Annotated in this window: 16 protein-coding genes; 13 read left to right on the top strand and 3 right to left on the bottom strand. The window is 35.8% G+C overall.

Annotated features, from left to right (window positions below):
• Positions 1-261: 261 nt before the first annotated feature.
• The 9 genes from ACIQ2S_RS00700 to ACIQ2S_RS00660 all read left to right on the top strand — a co-directional run bounded on the left by ACIQ2S_RS00700 (position 262) and on the right by ACIQ2S_RS00660 (position 12242).
• The gene (locus tag ACIQ2S_RS00700) at positions 262-1416 is read left to right on the top strand and encodes a homogentisate 1,2-dioxygenase (RefSeq protein ID WP_396172132.1); all 1155 of its coding nucleotides are present in this window, start codon (positions 262-264) and stop codon (positions 1414-1416) included.
• 27 nt (positions 1417-1443) lie between these two features.
• Entirely contained in the window at positions 1444-2604 is a 1161-nt protein-coding gene (gene hppD / locus ACIQ2S_RS00695) for a 4-hydroxyphenylpyruvate dioxygenase (protein WP_396172131.1), read from the top strand.
• Between the two features lie 385 nt (positions 2605-2989).
• Positions 2990-3775 (top strand): DUF3108 domain-containing protein, encoded by a 786-nt coding sequence (locus ACIQ2S_RS00690; RefSeq protein WP_396172130.1) that lies wholly within the window; start codon positions 2990-2992, stop codon positions 3773-3775.
• Between the two features lie 3 nt (positions 3776-3778).
• Positions 3779-4714, top strand: a complete 936-nt coding sequence (locus tag ACIQ2S_RS00685; protein ID WP_396172129.1) for a tryptophan 2,3-dioxygenase family protein — start codon at positions 3779-3781, stop codon at positions 4712-4714.
• An 18-nt stretch (positions 4715-4732) separates the two neighbouring features.
• Entirely contained in the window at positions 4733-5965 is a 1233-nt protein-coding gene (locus tag ACIQ2S_RS00680; RefSeq protein ID WP_396172128.1) for a peptidoglycan DD-metalloendopeptidase family protein, read from the top strand.
• A 5-nt stretch (positions 5966-5970) separates the two neighbouring features.
• Positions 5971-7614, top strand: coding sequence for a glucose-6-phosphate isomerase (gene pgi, locus ACIQ2S_RS00675; RefSeq protein ID WP_396172127.1), 1644 nt, complete (start codon positions 5971-5973; stop codon positions 7612-7614).
• Positions 7615-7813: 199 nt separating this feature from the next.
• Complete coding sequence (locus tag ACIQ2S_RS00670) at positions 7814-11116, top strand: TonB-dependent receptor domain-containing protein (RefSeq protein WP_396172126.1); 3303 nt, start codon at positions 7814-7816, stop codon at positions 11114-11116.
• A 91-nt stretch (positions 11117-11207) separates the two neighbouring features.
• Positions 11208-11636, top strand: a complete 429-nt coding sequence (locus ACIQ2S_RS00665) for a hypothetical protein (RefSeq protein ID WP_396172125.1) — start codon at positions 11208-11210, stop codon at positions 11634-11636.
• A gap of 96 nt (positions 11637-11732) precedes the next feature.
• Entirely contained in the window at positions 11733-12242 is a 510-nt protein-coding gene (locus ACIQ2S_RS00660; RefSeq protein ID WP_396172124.1) for a septal ring lytic transglycosylase RlpA family protein, read from the top strand.
• A 2-nt stretch (positions 12243-12244) separates the two neighbouring features.
• Here the strand turns inward: ACIQ2S_RS00660 and ACIQ2S_RS00655 are convergent, their stop codons facing one another.
• Both ACIQ2S_RS00655 and ACIQ2S_RS00650 read right to left on the bottom strand, forming a co-directional pair.
• Complete coding sequence (locus tag ACIQ2S_RS00655) at positions 12245-12739, bottom strand: YciI family protein (RefSeq protein WP_396172123.1); 495 nt, start codon at positions 12737-12739, stop codon at positions 12245-12247.
• Positions 12696-13169, bottom strand: coding sequence for a CYTH domain-containing protein (locus ACIQ2S_RS00650; protein WP_396172122.1), 474 nt, complete (start codon positions 13167-13169; stop codon positions 12696-12698). The genes ACIQ2S_RS00655 and ACIQ2S_RS00650 overlap by 44 nt, the downstream gene beginning before the upstream one ends.
• 75 nt (positions 13170-13244) lie before the next feature.
• On the opposite strand from ACIQ2S_RS00650, the gene ACIQ2S_RS00645 reads away from it, so the two are divergent.
• From ACIQ2S_RS00645 to ACIQ2S_RS00635, 3 genes are all read left to right on the top strand, one after another.
• Positions 13245-15311 (top strand): recombinase, encoded by a 2067-nt coding sequence (locus ACIQ2S_RS00645; protein ID WP_396172121.1) that lies wholly within the window; start codon positions 13245-13247, stop codon positions 15309-15311.
• Positions 15286-16368, top strand: coding sequence for a DNA polymerase IV (gene dinB, locus ACIQ2S_RS00640; protein WP_396172120.1), 1083 nt, complete (start codon positions 15286-15288; stop codon positions 16366-16368). Before ACIQ2S_RS00645 ends, dinB begins: the two co-directional genes overlap by 26 nt.
• Before the next feature lie 447 nt (positions 16369-16815).
• Positions 16816-17286, top strand: coding sequence for a hypothetical protein (locus ACIQ2S_RS00635; RefSeq protein WP_396172119.1), 471 nt, complete (start codon positions 16816-16818; stop codon positions 17284-17286).
• 56 nt (positions 17287-17342) lie between these two features.
• Here ACIQ2S_RS00635 and ACIQ2S_RS00630 read toward each other — a convergent pair whose 3' ends face one another.
• A complete protein-coding gene (locus tag ACIQ2S_RS00630) occupies positions 17343-17558 on the bottom strand; it encodes a VF530 family DNA-binding protein (protein ID WP_396172118.1) in 216 nt (71 codons plus the stop codon).
• Between the two features lie 132 nt (positions 17559-17690).
• Here ACIQ2S_RS00630 and ACIQ2S_RS00625 point away from each other — a divergent pair.
• A partial coding sequence (locus ACIQ2S_RS00625) for a TlpA family protein disulfide reductase (protein ID WP_396172117.1) occupies positions 17691-18920 on the top strand: 1230 nt, incomplete at its 3' end.

The raw sequence follows: 18920 nt of genomic DNA, 5'->3' as shown, positions 1-18920 counted from the left end.
AAAACGCTAAAAAATGGCACTTATTCTTGGTTTTTTGTTGGCTTTTGCTTTAGGAGTCATCGTGGGAATTAACATCAAAAAGAACAATTAAATAATCGGAACCCTATGACTTTTATATTTTGGCAAGGATTATTAGATTATCTTCAGTTTCTTATCAAGAGAAACCCGGAATGAGTTTGTAAATGAGCAATTTATTAAAGTTGTCAAGTAGCTACTCGCTAGTATCATTGACAAATTATCTAATTATTTAATTTAAATAGTATGCCATTTTATCACAAACTCGGGAATATCCCACCAAAACGCCATACCCAATTCCGAAAACCTGATGGGGAATTGTACTACGAACAACTTTTTGGAACGGTTGGATTTGACGGAATGTATTCAAATATGTACCACATTCACCGGCCAACTCAAGTAAAAGAAATTACAAAACAATATTCGGTAGCTCCTTCGATTGCCAAGCCAAATAATATGCAATCCTATAAATTGGCAGGGTTTGACGTACAACCAGAGAAAGATTATCTCGAAAGCCGAAAAATTGTTTTAACAAATGCTGATTGTCACATCACGTTGGCCGCTCCGCAAAATAAAACGCAAGATTATTTTTATAAGAACACCGATTCGGATGAAATGATTTTTATCCATAAAGGAAGCGGCAAGTTGCGTACGTTTTTAGGGAACTTAGACTTCAAATATGGTGATTACTTGCTGGTGCCACGTGGAATTATCTACAAAATTGACTTTGATACCGAAGATAATCGATTGTTTATTGTTGAATCAAGAAGACCCATTTACACACCAAAACGTTACCGAAATTGGTTCGGGCAATTGTTAGAACATTCACCTTTTTGCGAACGCGACCTTCGCCGACCGACAGAATTGGAATCCTATGACGAATTAGGTGATTTTGTTATTAAAGTAAAGAAAAAAGACGAGATTATTGAAATGGTCTATGCCTCTCATCCCTTCGATGTGGTTGGGTATGATGGTTATAATTTCCCCTATGCTTTTTCTATTCACGATTTTGAACCGATTACGGGTAGAATTCATCAGCCGCCTCCGGTACATCAAACATTTGAAACAGATGCCTTTGTTGTTTGTTCTTTTGTACCTCGATTATACGATTACCACCCGTTAGCAATTCCAGCTCCATACAACCATAGTAATATTGACAGCGATGAGGTTCTATATTATGTAGATGGCGATTTTATGAGTAGAAATGATGTAAAACCGGGCAATATCTCCTTACATCCTGCGGGAATTCCGCACGGACCGCATCCGGGAGCTTATGAAAGAAGCATCGGAAAAACCGAAACACGAGAATTAGCCGTAATGGTGGACACCTTTAAACCTTTGATGGTAACAGATGAAGCAATGAAAATTGCAGATGATAAATACTTCCAATCTTGGTTGTAATTGTTTTAATAAATAAAAAGAAAGATTATGTCACAAGAAATTAAATCAGTAGAATACGGATTAGAAAAAATATTTGAAGGAGCTCAAGATTTCCTTCCATTGTTAGGAACAGATTATGTAGAATTTTATGTAGGTAATGCCAAACAAGCGGCTCATTTTTATAAAACGGCCTTCGGATTTCAGTCATTGGCTTACGCCGGATTAGAAACAGGTGTAAGAGATAGGGCTTCCTATGTGTTAAAACAAGATAAAATACGATTGGTTTTAACCACGGCGTTAAATAGTGATTCTCCGATTGGTGAACATGTAAAAAAACATGGTGATGGGGTTAAAATTATTGCTCTTTGGGTGGAAGATGCCCGAAGTGCTTTTGAAGAAACAACGAAACGCGGAGCCAGAGTTTTCATGGAACCAACGGTTGAAAAAGATGAACACGGCGAAGTAGTTCGAGCCGGAATTTATACCTACGGTGAAACCGTTCATATCTTTGTAGAACGAAAAAATTACAAAGGAACATTCCTTCCCGGCTATAAGGAATGGAAATCAAGTTACAATCCTACTGCTGTTGGATTAAAATATGTTGATCACATGGTTGGAAATGTTGGATGGAACGAAATGAATACATGGGTAAAATGGTACGAAGACGTCATGGGTTTTGTGAATTTCCTGTCATTTGACGACAAACAAATTACGACCGAATACTCCGCCTTGATGAGTAAAGTAATGAGCAATGGTAACGGAAGAATTAAATTTCCGATCAACGAACCGGCCGAAGGAAAGAAAAAATCGCAAATTGAAGAATATTTAGATTTTTACGAAGGTCCTGGCGTGCAGCATATTGCAGTTGCAACAGATGATATTCTAGCAACTGTTGCCGAAATGCGAGCCAGAGGAATTGAATTTTTAAGCACTCCTCCGCAAGCCTATTACGATGCAATTCCGGAACGTTTGAAAGACCATATGTCTAAATTTAAAGAAGATATTAACGAACTTCAAAAATTAGGTATCATGATCGATGCTGATGAAGAAGGTTATTTGTTGCAGATCTTTACCAAACCGCTTGAAGACCGACCTACCTTATTTTTTGAAATTATTCAACGAATGGGTGCTAAAGGATTTGGAGCAGGTAACTTTAAAGCCCTTTTTGAATCGATTGAACGTGAACAAGCATTGAGAGGAACGTTATAAAAAGCACTTATTTTTACAGATAGTGAAATTTTAACCTAAAACTTTAACTAAATTATGCAAATGTTTAGTTAAAGTTTGTTTTTTACTATTAAATTTTCAATAAACCAAATACCTTTGCACTCGCATAAAAGAAGGAGTGGTTACCTTCTTTTGAGTAAAGTAAATTTTCATAATTTATAGTTTTTTGGTTAGTTAATAGCATACAACTCAATCGGTAACGGTTGGGTTTTGTGTTTTTATGGAGATACGCTTACTATTTCAAATTTTTCATGTTTCCAAAACATTAAATTAATCATAATATATGCCTCATTTTTTGAGGTCACTTTTAGTTTTAGTATTTTTGGTATTGAAATTGCAACTGCAGTTGAAATCAGATTCACCTCCAATGAAAAAAGCACTTTTAGTTATTCTTTTTATAGCAACTGCGAGTTTTAATACTTCTTTTACTGCTCCAATAAAATCAGATGCGTTTACTGTGGGTGAATGGTTTCAGTTTCGCATTCATTATGGCCTAATCAACGCCGGATATGCCGAATTAGAAGTCAAAGAAGCTGTCAAAAACAACAAAAAAGTATTTCATGCCAAGGGATATGGCTATACCACCGGTATGACGAAGTTCTTTTTTAAAGTAGAAGATGATTACCAAAGTTATTTTGATAAAGAAACCGGAAATCCGTATCAATTTGTCAGAAAAATTAATGAAGGAGGTTACACTAAAAATCAAGAAGGTTTTTTTGATCAATTGAATAAGAAAATACTTGTAAAAGATTATAAGCGAAAAACCGAAAAAACGTTCGACATTCCTGCAAACGCACAAGACATACTTTCATCTTTTTATTATTTGAGAAATCATCCTACAGTTGACAAATTGAAAGTGGGAGAATCTGTCAATATTGATATGTTTTTTGATGACGAAACAACGAAATTTAAACTTAAATTTATTGGTCGTGAAGATTTAAAAACTAAATTTGGTGTCATTTCAACCATGAAATTCCGTCCGTATGTGCAGGCGGGAAGAGTTTTTAAAGAAGAAGAGAGTCTAACTGTTTGGATATCAGACGATAAAAATAAGTTGCCCTTAAAAGTACAAGCCAGTTTAGCAGTTGGATCTCTAAAAGCAGAATTAGAAAAATACAAAGGATTAAAACACCCTTTGGTTAAAAAGCAGTAGCCAATGAATTCAACAACAAACGATGAAATTTTAGATAAATTAGAACAAAAATTTCAATCCATTAATCAAAAAACAGCCACGCATTTAGAAGGGCTATTGTGGTCAAAGCCAATTACCTATTGGGATTATATTCAAACCGACGCGTTATTAAATTTACAAACGCAACGAACAACCCTTCCTGATGAAATGGTTTTCATCATGTATCATCAAGTAAATGAACTTTTATTCAAAATGATTCTGTGGGAAATTGACCAACTTTGCCACACAGAAAAACCTGAAACGGCTTATTTTACTGAAAAATTGATGCGAATCAGCCGTTATTTTGACATGTTGACTACCTCTTTTAAAATTATGCAGGACGGAATGGAAGTAGAGCAATACATGAAATTTAGAAACACTTTGACCCCGGCAAGTGGTTTTCAAAGTGCTCAATATCGGTTAATTGAATTTGCCTCGACCGATTTAATTAATTTGATTGATCATAGGTTCAGAGCGTCAATCGACAGAAATACTTCTTATTCACACGCTTTTGAACATTTATATTGGCAAGCAGCAGGAAAAGATTACCAAACAGGTGAAAAATCATATCTTATTTTAGAATTCGAACGCAAATACAAAAAGGAATTTTTGATTTTTATGGAAGAATACAACACCATAAATCTATGGCGAAAATTCAAGCAATTACCCGAAGCCGATCAAAAAAATGGAGACTTAATAAGTGCGATGAGACATTATGATTATACCGTAAACATCACATGGGTGATGGGTCATTTTAATGCTGCAAAAAAATATATAGAAAGCGGGCATGGAACCGGCGAAGCTACCGGAGGAAGTGATTGGAAAAAATACATGTTACCTAAGTACCAACGCAGAATATTTTTCCCTGAATTATGGTCAGAAGAAGAATTAGCAACATGGGGAGAGAAAGAAAGTTTATAATGATTTAAAAAAACCAAATTGAGATATTTAACCGCAGTATTATTGTTACTTGTTGCTTTTTCATCATGTGAAGATAAAGGACCGAATAAAACGAAAGTTCCGGTTCAAAAGCCTGAACCAATTATCGTTGAATTTGGCTTTACGCTTAACAATTACCAAGTAATTAGAGACACCATTCAATCGGGAGATACGTTTAGTAAACTACTTGAAAAATATTATTCAGGTGAAATGCGGTCGCATGATATCACAGAAAAAATAAAAGATTCAATCAATCTGCGAAGTATACGTGCTGGTAGACCCTACACCATTTTAAACACGAAAACACAACCTCATAAAATTCAAGCGTTAATCTATGAAGCAGATAATGTGAATTATTTTGTGGTAGATTTTAGAGATTCTCTTCAAGCGTATAAAAAACAAAAGCCAATTACAATCAAACGTCGAACCATCGCTTCAGAAATTGTCGGTTCGTTGTCTGAAACACTGGCAAAAGCAAAAACGGATCCTTCATTAGCACATAATTTAGCCGATATTTATGCGTATTCCATCGACTTCTTCAAAATTCAAAAAGGGGATAAATTTGCAGTTACTTTCTACGAAAAGTTTATTAACGATACGGTGTATGCAGGTGTTGAAAAAATGGAAGCATCCTTTTTTGAACACAAAGGCAAAAAATACTACGCGTTTCCTTTTAAAAAGGATTCACTGGCAAAGAAAACCGATTTTTATGATGAAGAAGGCAAAGCACTTCGAACCATGTTTTTAAAAGCTCCCTTGGATTATTTTAGAATCTCATCAAAGTTTTCACCCAAACGTTTTCACCCGGTTCAAAGAACATGGAAAGCTCATAAAGGAACCGACTACGCAGCCGCACATGGAACCCCCATTAAAACTACAGCCGCAGGAGTTGTTGAAAGAACCGGTTACACAGCCGGAAATGGTAACTTTGTGAAAGTAAAACACAATGGAACCTATGCCACACAATACCTTCATATGTCTAAAATCCTTGTCAGACAAGGACAAAGAGTTTCACAAGGACAAGTGATAGGAAAAGTAGGAAGTACAGGTTTAGCAACCGGCCCGCATGTATGTTACCGATTTTGGAAAAATGGAGTTCAGGTAGATCCTTTATCACAAAAATTCCCTAATACAGAACCTATGGATGCCAAACACAAACCAAGATTTATGCAGGAAATGGCACCTCTAAAGAAAGAATTAGACAGTATAGCAACCGTTGTTTTTAAAAAATAAACATCATGGCATTAGCAAGTAATAATCCGTCAGGAACTCTAGCTTGGCAAAATTTGAGAAAGCATTTCGAAGACATGCAGTATGTGACCATGCAAGAATTATTTCAAAAGGATGAAAAAAGAGTATCCGATTTTCATATCCAATGGAATGATTTTTTAGTGGATTACTCTAAAAATTTGATCACAAAAGAAACGATGGAGTATCTTTTAAATTTAACACAAGAAGTTGAATTAAAAGAAGCTATTTCAAAGTATTTTGAAGGAGATTTAATTAATAAGACCGAAGGAAGAGCCGTTTTGCACACAGCGTTGCGTGCTCCTGAATCAGCAAATATTAAAGTAGACGGTCAAAATGTAATGCCGGAAATTTACTTGGTTAAAAATAAAATTAAAAACTTTACTAACGAAATTGTTTCAGGCGAACGAAAAGGTTTTACCGGCAAAGCATTTACAGATGTAGTAAATATTGGTATTGGTGGCTCCGATTTGGGACCGGTAATGGTGGTAGAAGCATTACAGTATTACAAAAATCATTTGAACTTGCATTTTGTTTCTAATGTGGATGGAGACCATGTGAATGAAATACTTAGAAAAATAAATCCTGAAACTACCTTGTTTGTGATTGTTTCGAAAACATTCACCACGCAAGAAACGCTAACCAATGCAGAAACAATACGCAGTTGGTTTTTGAAATCAGGCTCCCAAAACGATGTGGCCAAACATTTTGTAGCCGTTTCTACCAATATTCAAAAAGTAACGGAGTTTGGAATCCATGAGTCAAATATTTTCCCCATGTGGGATTGGGTAGGCGGCAGATTTTCATTGTGGAGTGCCGTTGGATTATCCATTAGTTTGGCTGTGGGATTTGAAAATTTTGAAAAGTTGTTAAAAGGTGCCAATCAAATGGATGAACATTTTAAAACTGCAAAATTTGACCAAAATATACCGGTTGTTTTAGCATTGCTGACTATTTGGTACAATAATTTTTACGGTGCCGAAAGCGAAGCATTGATTCCTTATACGCAATACTTGCAGAAACTAGCTTCGTATTTGCAACAAGGCATTATGGAAAGTAACGGCAAAAGTATTGGCCGCGACGGAAATCCGGTAAATTACCAAACAGGAACGATTATTTGGGGAGAACCGGGAACGAATTCTCAACATGCATTTTTTCAATTAATTCACCAAGGAACAAAATTAATTCCAACCGATTTTATTGGATTTGTAAAGCCTTTACACGGAAATCAAAACCACCACGACAAATTGATGTCCAACTTTTTTGCTCAAACCGAAGCCTTATTAAACGGAAAATCAGCCGAACAAGTGCAAGCAGAATTCGATAAACAAGGAATGTCGCCTGAAAAAGCAGCATTTTTGTTGCCTTTCAAAGTATTTTCCGGAAGCCGACCTACGAATACGCTTTTAATCAAGAAATTAACACCCGAAACCTTGGGAAGCTTAGTGGCTATGTATGAACACAAAATTTTTGTACAAGGTGTCATTTGGAATATTTTTAGCTATGATCAATGGGGAGTTGAATTAGGAAAACAACTGGCAAACAGTATTTTAGATGAAATTAATTCTAAAAACATTAAAAAGCATGACAGTTCCACAACATTTTTACTCAATCATTTTTTGAAAAATAAGTAGAAAGATATTTTACGTTTGTTTTACAATCCTCAACTTTTGGTTGAGGATTTTTTGTTAGCATAACATCCACTTTACATTGGCCAAAATTTACACGATAAACTGTTAAATTTTTCAAAATATAATGACGTTCAATTAATAATTAGCTAACCCAATACTGATTTTTGTAATGCAACTTTGTAAAAATTTAAAACAAAGTCACATGAAAAAATTTTTACAGTTTTTTGTTCTATTAGTGGTATTGGTTTCGTTGGATTCAACTATATATGCCCAAGGAAATACCACTTCATCGATTAATGGAAAAGTAAGAGAGAAAGCTGGTGAGCCTTTGCCTGGTGCTACAATTTTAGCAACTCATACTCCTTCCGGTTCCCGATATGCTGCAACAACTGATAACGAGGGAACTTTTCGAATCTCTAATATGCGTGTCGGCGGACCTTACAAAATTGAAATATCTTACGTAGGTTTTAAAACCTTTACCGACGACGCAACTTATCTTCAATTAGGGGATTCAAAGTCATTTATAATAGAATTGGATTCAGAAATAAGTGCTCTAGATGAAGTAGTATTGTCTGGATCAAAAGACAATCTTATCAATTCTAAAAAAACAGGAGCTCAAACAGTAATTGATTCTAAAAAAATTGAAGCATTACCTTCGCTTTCAAGAAACATTGCAGATTTTGCCAAATTAACTCCACAAGCTCAATTAAGAGGTGATGATGTACTGTCAATTGGAGGTCAAAATAATAGATACAATGCCATTTATATTGATGGAGCAGTAAATAACGACGTTTTCGGATTAGCCGCCAATGGAACAAATGGGGGTCAAACCGGTGTAAGTCCAATCTCTTTAGATGCCATCGAACAATTTCAAGTTTCAGTTGCTCCGTTTGATGTAAAAATTTCCGGTTTTGCCGGGGGTGCTATTAGTGCTATCACACGTTCAGGGACAAATAATTTTGAAGGCTCTGCGTATTTTTTAAATAGAAATCAAAATTTAGCAGGAATGACTCCCAACGGTATTTCATCTACAAATCGTACTAAGCTAGCTGAATTTGACGCAAGTACCTATGGAGTAAGAGCCGGTGGAGCGATTAAAAAAGACAAACTGTTTTTTTTCATTAACTATGAAAGACAGGAAAATGAAACACCACAACCTTTTGATGCAGATACTTATATAGGAAATATGGCACTAGCACCAGGATCTCCAGATTTGGTTCCGGGTAGAGCAGCTGAGCAGATTGGAATTTTAAGTGATTATTTGATTTCTGAGTATGGATATGATCCGGGAGTTTATAATAATAATGTATCGACACTAGTGAGTGATAAATTAATTGCTAAAATTGACTGGAATATTAATGATAATAATAAACTGGCTTTCAGACATAGTTATGTGAATGCCACAAATATTTCGCCAAACAGATCTTCACCTTCTGCTATAAACTTTTACAATGGAGCACAGGAATTTGTTTCCTTAACCAATTCAACATCTTTAGAGCTAAACTCTAAAATAAATAATAAAGTTTCCAACAACTTAGTGGTGGGGTATACTACAGTGAATGATGACAGAGATGCTTTGGGAATTGCTTTTCCAAATATCGAAATTAGAGATGGGGCAGGATCTATATTCATTGGTTCAGAACCTTTTTCGACGGCAAACTTGTTAAAGCAAAGAACGTTAACAATCACCGATAATTTAGAAATTCAATCGGGAATACATAACATTACCTTGGGAACGCATAATGAGTTCAGTTCTTCAAAAAATGTTTTCTTTGGCAGAAATTATGGATATTATAGGTTTACTAATTTGAATGATTTTTTACTTAATCGTAAACCAAACAGATTCAGATTAGGTTATTCACTGGTGGGTGGAGAAGGCGACGATTCGCAGGGAGCGGCAGAATTCGATGTTAATCAATTTGGGGTGTACGCTCAAGATGAAATGCGTCTGTCGGATGATTTAAGGGTTTCTTTCGGTATTCGTTTTGACGTTCCTGTTTGGGATAATTATATTGTAAACGAAGATTTTAATACTCGCACCATTCCATTGCTTGAAGCAGCAGGAAAAGACCTTCAAGGGGCAAAAGTAGGCAGCAGAATCGATACAAGAGCTCATGTTTCTCCACGTTTAGGTTTTAATTATGATTTAAACGGTAAAAAATTAACCCAATTTAGAGGCGGTGTAGGTGTATTTACTTCAAGACTACCATTAGTTTGGCCGGGTGGTGCTTACAACAATAATGGTGTAACGCAAGGAGCTATTGATATTAATGGAGCAACTAATCCATTAATGCCTAATTTCAATCCAAATCCGAGTGTTACAAGTCAGTTATTTAATGGAACAACAGCCTTAGGTCCAGAGCCAGGGAATCCGGGAGCTCCGGGACAATTTGGAGGTAATATCGATTTATTTGCAAAAGATTTTAAATTGCCACAAGTGTTAAAAGCGAGTTTCGCGGTAGATCAGAAATTACCTCTAGGATTCATGTTTACCGCTGATATTACCTATAATGACAATATTAGTGCAATCACCTATGAGAATATTAACTTAAAAAATCCAACTGTTTTTACAACAGGAGCAGATGTTCGACCACGTTACAATTTTCAAAGAGTTGACAATGTATACCAAGGAGTCTATTTAGCGTCAAATACAAGTGAAGGATCAGCATGGAACACTTCTTTAACACTTACTAAACTTTTCAAGTCAGAAAAAATTGATGCGACCATTCAAGCTACTTACGCTTATGGTGAATCAACGGTATTATTTGATGCAACTTCTTCACAAAACAGTTCGCAGTGGAATAATATTGAAACAGTAAACGGTTCGAATGCAATTGGAGGAGTTTCAACATCCGATTTTGCTCAAGGAAACAGAATTTTGGGAAATGGGTTCATTAATTACAAATGGAACAAAAGCTTAAAAACAAAATTGGGTGTATTTTATGAAGGAGCAGAAGGAACTCCGTTTAGTTATGTGTACAATGATTTTGGAAGAATCTTAGGAGATACGTTTTCCAACTCAGCGTTGATTTATGTCCCTGCTAATCAATCAGAAATTGTTTTAGTAAATGATCCTGTTACTGGATTAAATGCACAACAACAATGGGAAGCTTTGGATGCGTTTATTGAAGGAAATGAATATCTTAATAGCAGAAGAGGTGATTATGCCGAAAGAAATGGTGATCGTCTGAAATGGAGTCATGTAATTGACTTAAAATTTGCTCAAGAATTCACATTAAATGTGAAACAAAAGAGACACACATTTGAAGTCTCTGCCGATATTTTTAACTTTACAAACCTACTAAACAAAGATTGGGGGAAAAGATATTTTGCAAGTTTTGACCAAGTACAATTGTTAAACCAAGTTGGTTTTTTACCGGATGGTACTACACCAACTTTCCGATACAATCCTTCTGTGGAAGGGTCTGTAAACCAAATTGACGATGCAGGTTTAAACTCATCAAGATGGCAAATGCAAATTGGTGTGAGATATACTTTCAATTAATACAACTAAATTTTTTATAAGCCTCTATTCAAATTTTGGATAGAGGTTTTTTTAATTTTACTATATTTGTTATCCAATAAAAATTAAAACTATGTACAACATATTACAATTATTACATTCTTGGTGGGCTTATTTAGTTGTTTTAGTGCTTCTGCTGGCCGTTATTAACGCATTAATGGGCTACACGTCAAAGAGACATTTTCAATCCAAAGATTTGCGTATTTCGCTGTTCGCTTTAATTTTTTCGCATATTCAACTGCTGTTAGGTTTGGCAGTCTATTTTGTTTCTGAGATTGGTTTTAAGGCTTTTGCAATTGAAGGTGCCATGAAAAATTCGGAACTGCGTTTGACAATGCTGGAGCATCCGCTGATTAATATACTTGCAATCGCGTTTATAACCATTGGTTGGTCCAAACATAAAAAAGCGGAAGGAACGCTAAAATTTAGAAAAATACTGTTCTTTTATGGTATAGGTTTATTATTGATTTTAAGTAGAATTCCTTGGAGTACTTGGTTCTAAATATGATAATTTAACTCACTAAAACCACGCATTGCGTGGTTTTATGGTTTTTGGTACAACTTTTGTTAAATGGTGGAAAGATTAAAAATAGGAATTATGAAACATAAAACAGAGCTTTTGGTCTTTGGCCTATTTGCATTGCTTTTCTTTAGCAGTTTTTCTTTTAAAACAAAGCATTTTGAAAAACCTTCTTTGCAAAGAATCATTTTAAAAGATTCCGTAGCAAAGGATACTATTGTAGTAGATAGTTTAAAAAAAGAAGGTAATTACACCTTCAAATTATATAAAAAAACCGCTCATGCCTCATATTATGCAGATAAATTTACGGGAAGAAAGACCGCCAGTGGTCAAATCTTCGACAATCAAAAATATACTGCAGCTCACCGCAAATTACCTTTTGGAACAAAAGTACGTGTAACCAACGAAAACAATGGAAAATCAACAATTGTAACAATTAATGATCGTGGTCCTTTTACAAAAGGTCGCGAAATTGATTTGTCGAAACGTGCTTTTCGAGACATTGCACAACATCACGGGCATGGTTTGATGAGTGTCACTATTGAAATTGTGCAGGAAATTGGTGAAGAACTACCGAAAAAAAAATAAATTTATTTCAGCACACTTCCTTTCGTCGCCCACCATGGCATCGTTTCCACTTCTAGTCGACCTGCTTTTACGGCTGGATCCAAGCGTGCCAAACTATCAGCTTCTTTAAATGTCTCTGTGTTAAAAAGCAAAAATCCGGCAACGGTTTCATGATCTTCAGAAGGTCCCGCAACGCTTATTTTACCGGTTTTATCCAACCATGAAATATGTGCCATGTGTTGCTTTTGTAGTGCATCTGCTTCGGCTTGCGAATGTGTTCGGTTGGGTCCTTTTTTCAAAACAACTAAAAAGTATTTTTGCATCACATACGTAGTATCTCCCTCGTTGTAACTAAAGGTTTCATGCTTGGTTTTAACTGCAACTTCTTTTGAGCAGTTATCGATTTGGTTTGTTCTACTTTCACTGAAATACAAGATAGCTGAAGAAACAGCAATAAAACACACACAATTTTTTTCATAAATTCCAATTTTTAAAAGGGTTATTGCTAATATATGCATTGTAATAGCGATTGTCATTGGTTACCTCTGTTCCTAACCACGTTGGTTTTTCAAATGATTCATTTTCATTAGAAAGTTCGATTTCTGCTATAATCAAACCTTCGTTGGCACCAGAAAACACATCAATTTCATACAAATGATTGCTAATTGCTACTTCGTATCTTATTTTATCGATGACGCCTTTTTCGCAAAACAACAATAATTGTTCGGCATCTTCTAAAGGAATTTCTTTTTCCCATTCAAAACGAGAAATACCCGTTTCATTCCCAATGCCTTTGATGGTTAAAAATCCTTTGTCACCTTTCACTCGAACACGCACCGTTCGCTCGGGGTTGGAGTTTAAATAGCCTTGAACAATTCTCGATTGACGGATGGCTTCTTTGATAAATCCGTTAGAGGTCACTAAAAATTTGCGTTCAATTTCAATCATAATTTTTTCTTATATTACTTGTCAATTGAATCTAATTGAAGATTGAATTGTATTTTTACAAAACAAAGATAAGAAATGGCTTTATTGTTTACCTCCAAGAAAAAAGAATCTTCAATTGATCTGTTGCGAACCTATTTTGATGAAAATCAACTGTGGAGAACATTGGAAGATCCTTTGGAAATTGGCATTAAAATCATTGCAGCCATTCGACCCAAAAACCCTGCAAAAGTAGAAGTAGTAGAGCTAACGGAATTAATTGAATTTCTTCAATCAAACGAGTTCGTTAAAAATGAGTTTTCACACTATTGTAAAACCATTGTATTTGAAAAAAGACTGAGTAAAATTTTAACCGATGCCGGAATCCTCCAAGATGTTGATTTTTGGTTTGAAGTAAAAAAGCGAATTTTTGCCAAAATTCTACCCTATCAACCGGAATTAGATACGCTTGAATACGTTTTAAATCAGATTTTTTATAATAATACAGATCCTATTTGGTTACAGAAAATACCAATTGAGCAATTGGAAACGCTGTACGATTTAGTGGGTTTTACTTCTATGTATGAATCCGTTGAGCCACCAACCGTTTTGTTTGAAATCATGACATCAATGACCTTGATTTCGCAACGAATGAGCGGTAGAGCCTTGGAATCAGACGTTTTTAAAATGGTTCCGGAATACATCAATCATGAAAGTCCCTTTGCTGCTTTCGAAAAAGAATTATTGCAAATTGAAGAACGAATCAAAACGCAAGAAGAACATTTCATTACATCTGATGATTTATCATACAAGCAATTACTGGTTCTGCATACGCAATGCGAAGAGTTCGTAGGCAAAGCTTTTCAAAATTCTTCCAAATTCGGAATTACGCTTCGTGTCAATCAAAATTTGCTGCGAATCAGGCAGCAATTGCATCGCCTGAAAGTGCTTTTGCCATTGCTTACGGTTGACCATCCATCAAAAATAAAATCGAATAGTTTGCAACTGGCGTATAAACTAATCAAATATAATTGCACGCGAAACAATGTGCGAACCTTTATCAAGGAAAGTACCCAATTGCTTTCGTACGAAATCACCCAACATACTGCCAAAACTGGCGAAAAGTACATCACCGAATCCAAAACAGAGTATTTTAAAATGTTTCTAACCGCTTTGGGCGGAGGCTTAATTGTTGGAATATTATGCATCATCAAAGTACTGCTATCGAAACTGGAAACCAGTGATTTTGGTCATGCATTTTTGTACAGCATGAATTATTCGTTTGGATTTATTGCCATCTATATTTTGGGATTTACTCTGGCAACCAAGCAACCTGCAATGACAGCCGCAGCATTAATTAGAGCTTTGGAAGACGGCATCAAAGATCCTTTAATTACCGATAGTAAATACGAGGCATTTGCCCGATTTTTTGCCCGTGTGTTTCGTTCGCAGTTTATTGCTTTTTTAGGAAATGTACTGATGGCTTTTCCGGTTTCATTACTGGGAATTTGGTTAATCGACCTCGCGTTTGATTACAATATCGCCCAAACAAAATGGAAAGTGTTGGTCACCGATTTGAGTCCGATTCACTCATTGGCCATTTTTCATGCCGCGATTGCAGGCGTTTTTCTATTCTTATCCGGAATTATTTCAGGTAGTGTGTCCAATCGCGACAAGCACTACCAGATGTTTCACCGGATTAAAGAAAACCCGTTTTTAAAACGCACGTTCGGAAAAGTAAAGGCAGAAAAATTTGCCAAGTGGTACGAACATAAATGGGCAGGGATTATTTCGAATTTTTGGTTTGGAGTTTTTATGGGTTCTACGGCAACAATCGGACTCTTTTTAGGCTTAAATTTAGACATTCGACACATTACCTTTGCCAGTGGAAACCTAGCGTTGGGATTGTACGGTTCCAATTACACATTGGATAATTGGATGCTTTTTTGGGGTATTTTTGGTATTGGAGTGATTGGTTTAGTCAATTTTATGGTCAGTTTTACATTGTCGCTAGGCCTAGCATTTCGTTCGAGGGATATTCCTTTTTCAGAATTGGGAGTAATTAACCGTTCGATTTGGCGACATTTTAGAAACAAACCATTTTCGTTCTTTTTCCCGGTTGGGACAAATGCTGTAAACAATGATAGTGGAGAATCAGTTCCGTAAAATTATTCACATTGACATGGATGCTTTTTATGCGTCGGTGGAGCAATTGGACAATCCTGAATTGGTTGGGAAAGCTTTAGCAGTAGGCGGGAGTGAAATACGCGGCGTAATTTCTGCTGCAAGTTATGAAGCTCGAAAGTTTGGTGTGCGAAGTGCCATGAGCGGTGTTTTGGCAAAAAAGCTTTGTCCGCATTTAGTGTTTGTGCGACCGCGATTTGAACGCTACACCGAAATCTCCAAAAAAATCCGCAAAATCTTTTATGAATATACCGATTTGGTGGAACCACTCTCACTCGATGAAGCCTATTTGGATGTCACCCAAAATAAAAAAGGAAACCCAAGTGCGACGTTATTGGCTAAAGAAATCCGTCAACGCATTTTTGATGAATTGGGATTACGGGCTTCGGCAGGAATTTCCATCAACAAATTTGTGGCAAAAGTAGCGAGTGATTTTAATAAACCTAACGGTCAAAAAACAGTTAACCCCGATGAGGTGGAAGCTTTTTTGGAAGTATTAGACATTAAAAAATTCTACGGTATTGGGAAAGTAACCGCCGAAAAAATGTACCAATTCGGTATTTTCACCGGCAGCGATTTAAAAACCAAATCGTTAGAATTTCTCGAAACAAATTTTGGCAAAAGCGGCGTGCATTATTACTACATTGTTCGGGGCATTCACAACAGTCCGGTGAAACCGAACCGCATCTCAAAATCGGTAGGAGCCGAGCGGACGTTCAATGAAAACCTCTCCTCCGAAGTCTTCATGGAAGAACGCCTAGAAAGCATTGCCAAAGAACTCGAACGCCGCTTACAAAAACATAAAATAGCCGGAAAAACGGTAACCTTAAAAATCAAGTATTCCGATTTCTCGCAACAAACCCGAAGCAAAACACTACCGTATTTTATTTCCGACCGATCCCTTCTTTTAGATACTGCCAAAGAATTATTGTACCAGGAAAAACTCAAAGAATCCGTTCGCTTGCTCGGAATTTCATTGAACAATTTAAATACGGAAGTAAAGAAAACAGTGGTGGTGCAGTTGAAGTTTGAGTTTTAAAGGAATCTCTCCCCTCAGCCGCCAACTCTCTTGTCGGTCGCCAACTCTGTCAGAGTTCCAAACTCTGACAGAGTTAAAAAACAACTTTTAGCAACCCCAGATCTCCGAAGTTTTCCATGTAACACTGTGCTGTGCGATGGTTTCCTGACCTCACAGGCTTGCTACCAATCTTAGTTTAATAAATTACCCAGATTTATCCAATCACTTAATAATTAGTAAACTAAAAACACCTACTTTTGATAGTATCAAATGATAGTATCAAAATGAAAACACCGTACGAAATTACTTCGGTTATTTTAAAATATATTTCTTCAATCTCTGAGAAAATTGGAGAAGTGAACGCCAAATATTTAATCAAAGCCAATCCAAGTTTACGAAATTAGCACGAGCGAGACGCTCGCGTAAGCGGTATATGCTAAACCAATTTTACGATTAAAAAACATGATAATGAAAAAGTCACTAATTATATTCTTTTTGTTTATCCATTTATTTTGCTTCTCGCAAAGTGCAAATCTGATCATACAAGTCAATGGTAAAATTATAACATATGATTTTTCAAACGTTTATCTTAAATTTGATTTGGATGGTAATTCAAAAAAAATTAATGTTGATTACATTCCTGGCAATTTAAAGTTAACTGAAGAAGCTTGGTCGATAATCAGAAACGAACCGGAGAAAAAGTTTTTTTTGAATGTTGATTATTATACATATGAAAAAGGAAAACAAAAAATAGCAAAATTTGAGTTAGAACTCACTAAATACTTAATTGAACGAAGTTATTTGATTGCAGATATATATGATTTCAGAGATAAATCATACAAACGTAAATATCAATATTTAACTAATAAAAACTACCTTGTTCAATTTTATTACAGACCAGACAATGGAGTTCATGGGATTTATATTCCGCGAAAATAATCAAGCTGTAGGCTGTTGTGCTTCTCTCGCTCTTACCTTTGCAAATATTTAATAGTTCAAAACCCCGTCCTTAAATACAACTCCTCCACTTTTTTTCGAGCCCAATCCGTTTTTCTCAAAAAGGTCAAACTCGATTTGACACTAGGGTTTTCACGAAAGCATTTAATCGTGATTAACTCACCTAAAGTGTCAAAACCGTAATGAGCTTCCAGTTTTTCTACAATTTCTTTCAGCGTGATGCCGTGCAACGGGTCTTTGGAAGGTTGTTTCATGAAGTAAAAGTAAATCAAAATTCCTTTTGTTTCTGCATCGTTTGCAACTGAAAGCGATATATAAACTATAAATTGTAAGTCAAAACATACTATTTTCAATTTTCAACGTTTACAACTTATCAAAATAACTGTATGAAATTAGTAGTTGCCTTTTTGTTTTCGTGTTTGACTTTCGCTCAACCAAAATCCGATTCCATAACGTTTATTTTTAAAAAAAGTGACTACTTGTTTAAGGAAGTTCCCAACCAAAAGCGAATGAGTGCTTTTTTAAATTACTCCGAATTCGGTCAGTTCAAAGAAGTCTATATTTCGCCCCAAAACAAAGAAAAAGACGATGTGCAAACGGTTGCTATTCAATCGGATAAACTATTTCTGATTCATTATTGGCAGGAATTTCACAAAGTTTCGCGTGCAGTGGTTTACAAAGGCGATACGTTGGTGGTGGATTATTCCAAAGGTTATCCGGAGTTTTCAATTCCAAATAGAGTAACCAAAGTTAGCGATTTGAATTTGGAACAAAATGCGAAACTGCATTTTCCGGTAGACAGTTTTCAGTTTTTTCTCGAAATTAAGCGTTCCCGAAACAAAAAGGAGCTAGAAGCTTATGAAAAAGAACTAGCCGATTTAAGTGCCAATTACACCGGCCGTTTGAATGAATTAGTTGCTGCCGATCAATTATCAAAAGACGTTTATGACGCTCAATTGAATTATATGAACTATTATCTTTTGAATATAGATTCCAACACCAATTTTAAGAAGCATACAGCCGATTTAAAGAACGAAGAGCTGATTTGGCTCAAATCGTACCGCTATTTTTTAGAAAAGTACGTACAAAGCGAATTTAAAGTCAAGCAGATCACCAAAGAACTCAAAGATGTACCATTAACATCGGCCAACAACAAAACGAAAACACACGATGTAAAATTTAAAAAGGATGATTATGAAGACACTTTTCTTCAAGTGGAGGCTTCCGATTTGTTTGCACCTAAGGCAAAAGAGTTTTTGTTGTATGTGTATTTGAATCAGATTGCAAAATCAGAATCGCATAAGTTAGCAGAATATGTGGCTGTTTTTAAAAAGTATTCTACCGATCCGGTTCTTTTAGAGAGTTTTGAAAAAGCCTATTTGGTCAATGAGGAAAAGCTTAAAAAAGTAACCAACGAAGTGGTTTTGTGGGATAGGAATAAAAACAAAACCACATTGGAAGAAGTACTTCTGCAAAACAAAGGGAAAGTTATTTATGTCGATTTTTGGGCCAGTTGGTGCGGACCCTGTCGAGCGGCTTTTCCGGCATCGCGTGAATTGCACAAAAAATATCCCGAAGTGGTGTTTTTATATTTGTCAACCGATGCCAATTTTGAA

Source organism: Flavobacterium sp., assembly GCF_044371705.1.
GTDB lineage: Bacteria > Bacteroidota > Bacteroidia > Flavobacteriales > Flavobacteriaceae > Flavobacterium.
Note: the sequence above shows the minus strand (reverse complement) of the source record. Positions and strands in the feature narration are given on the sequence as shown.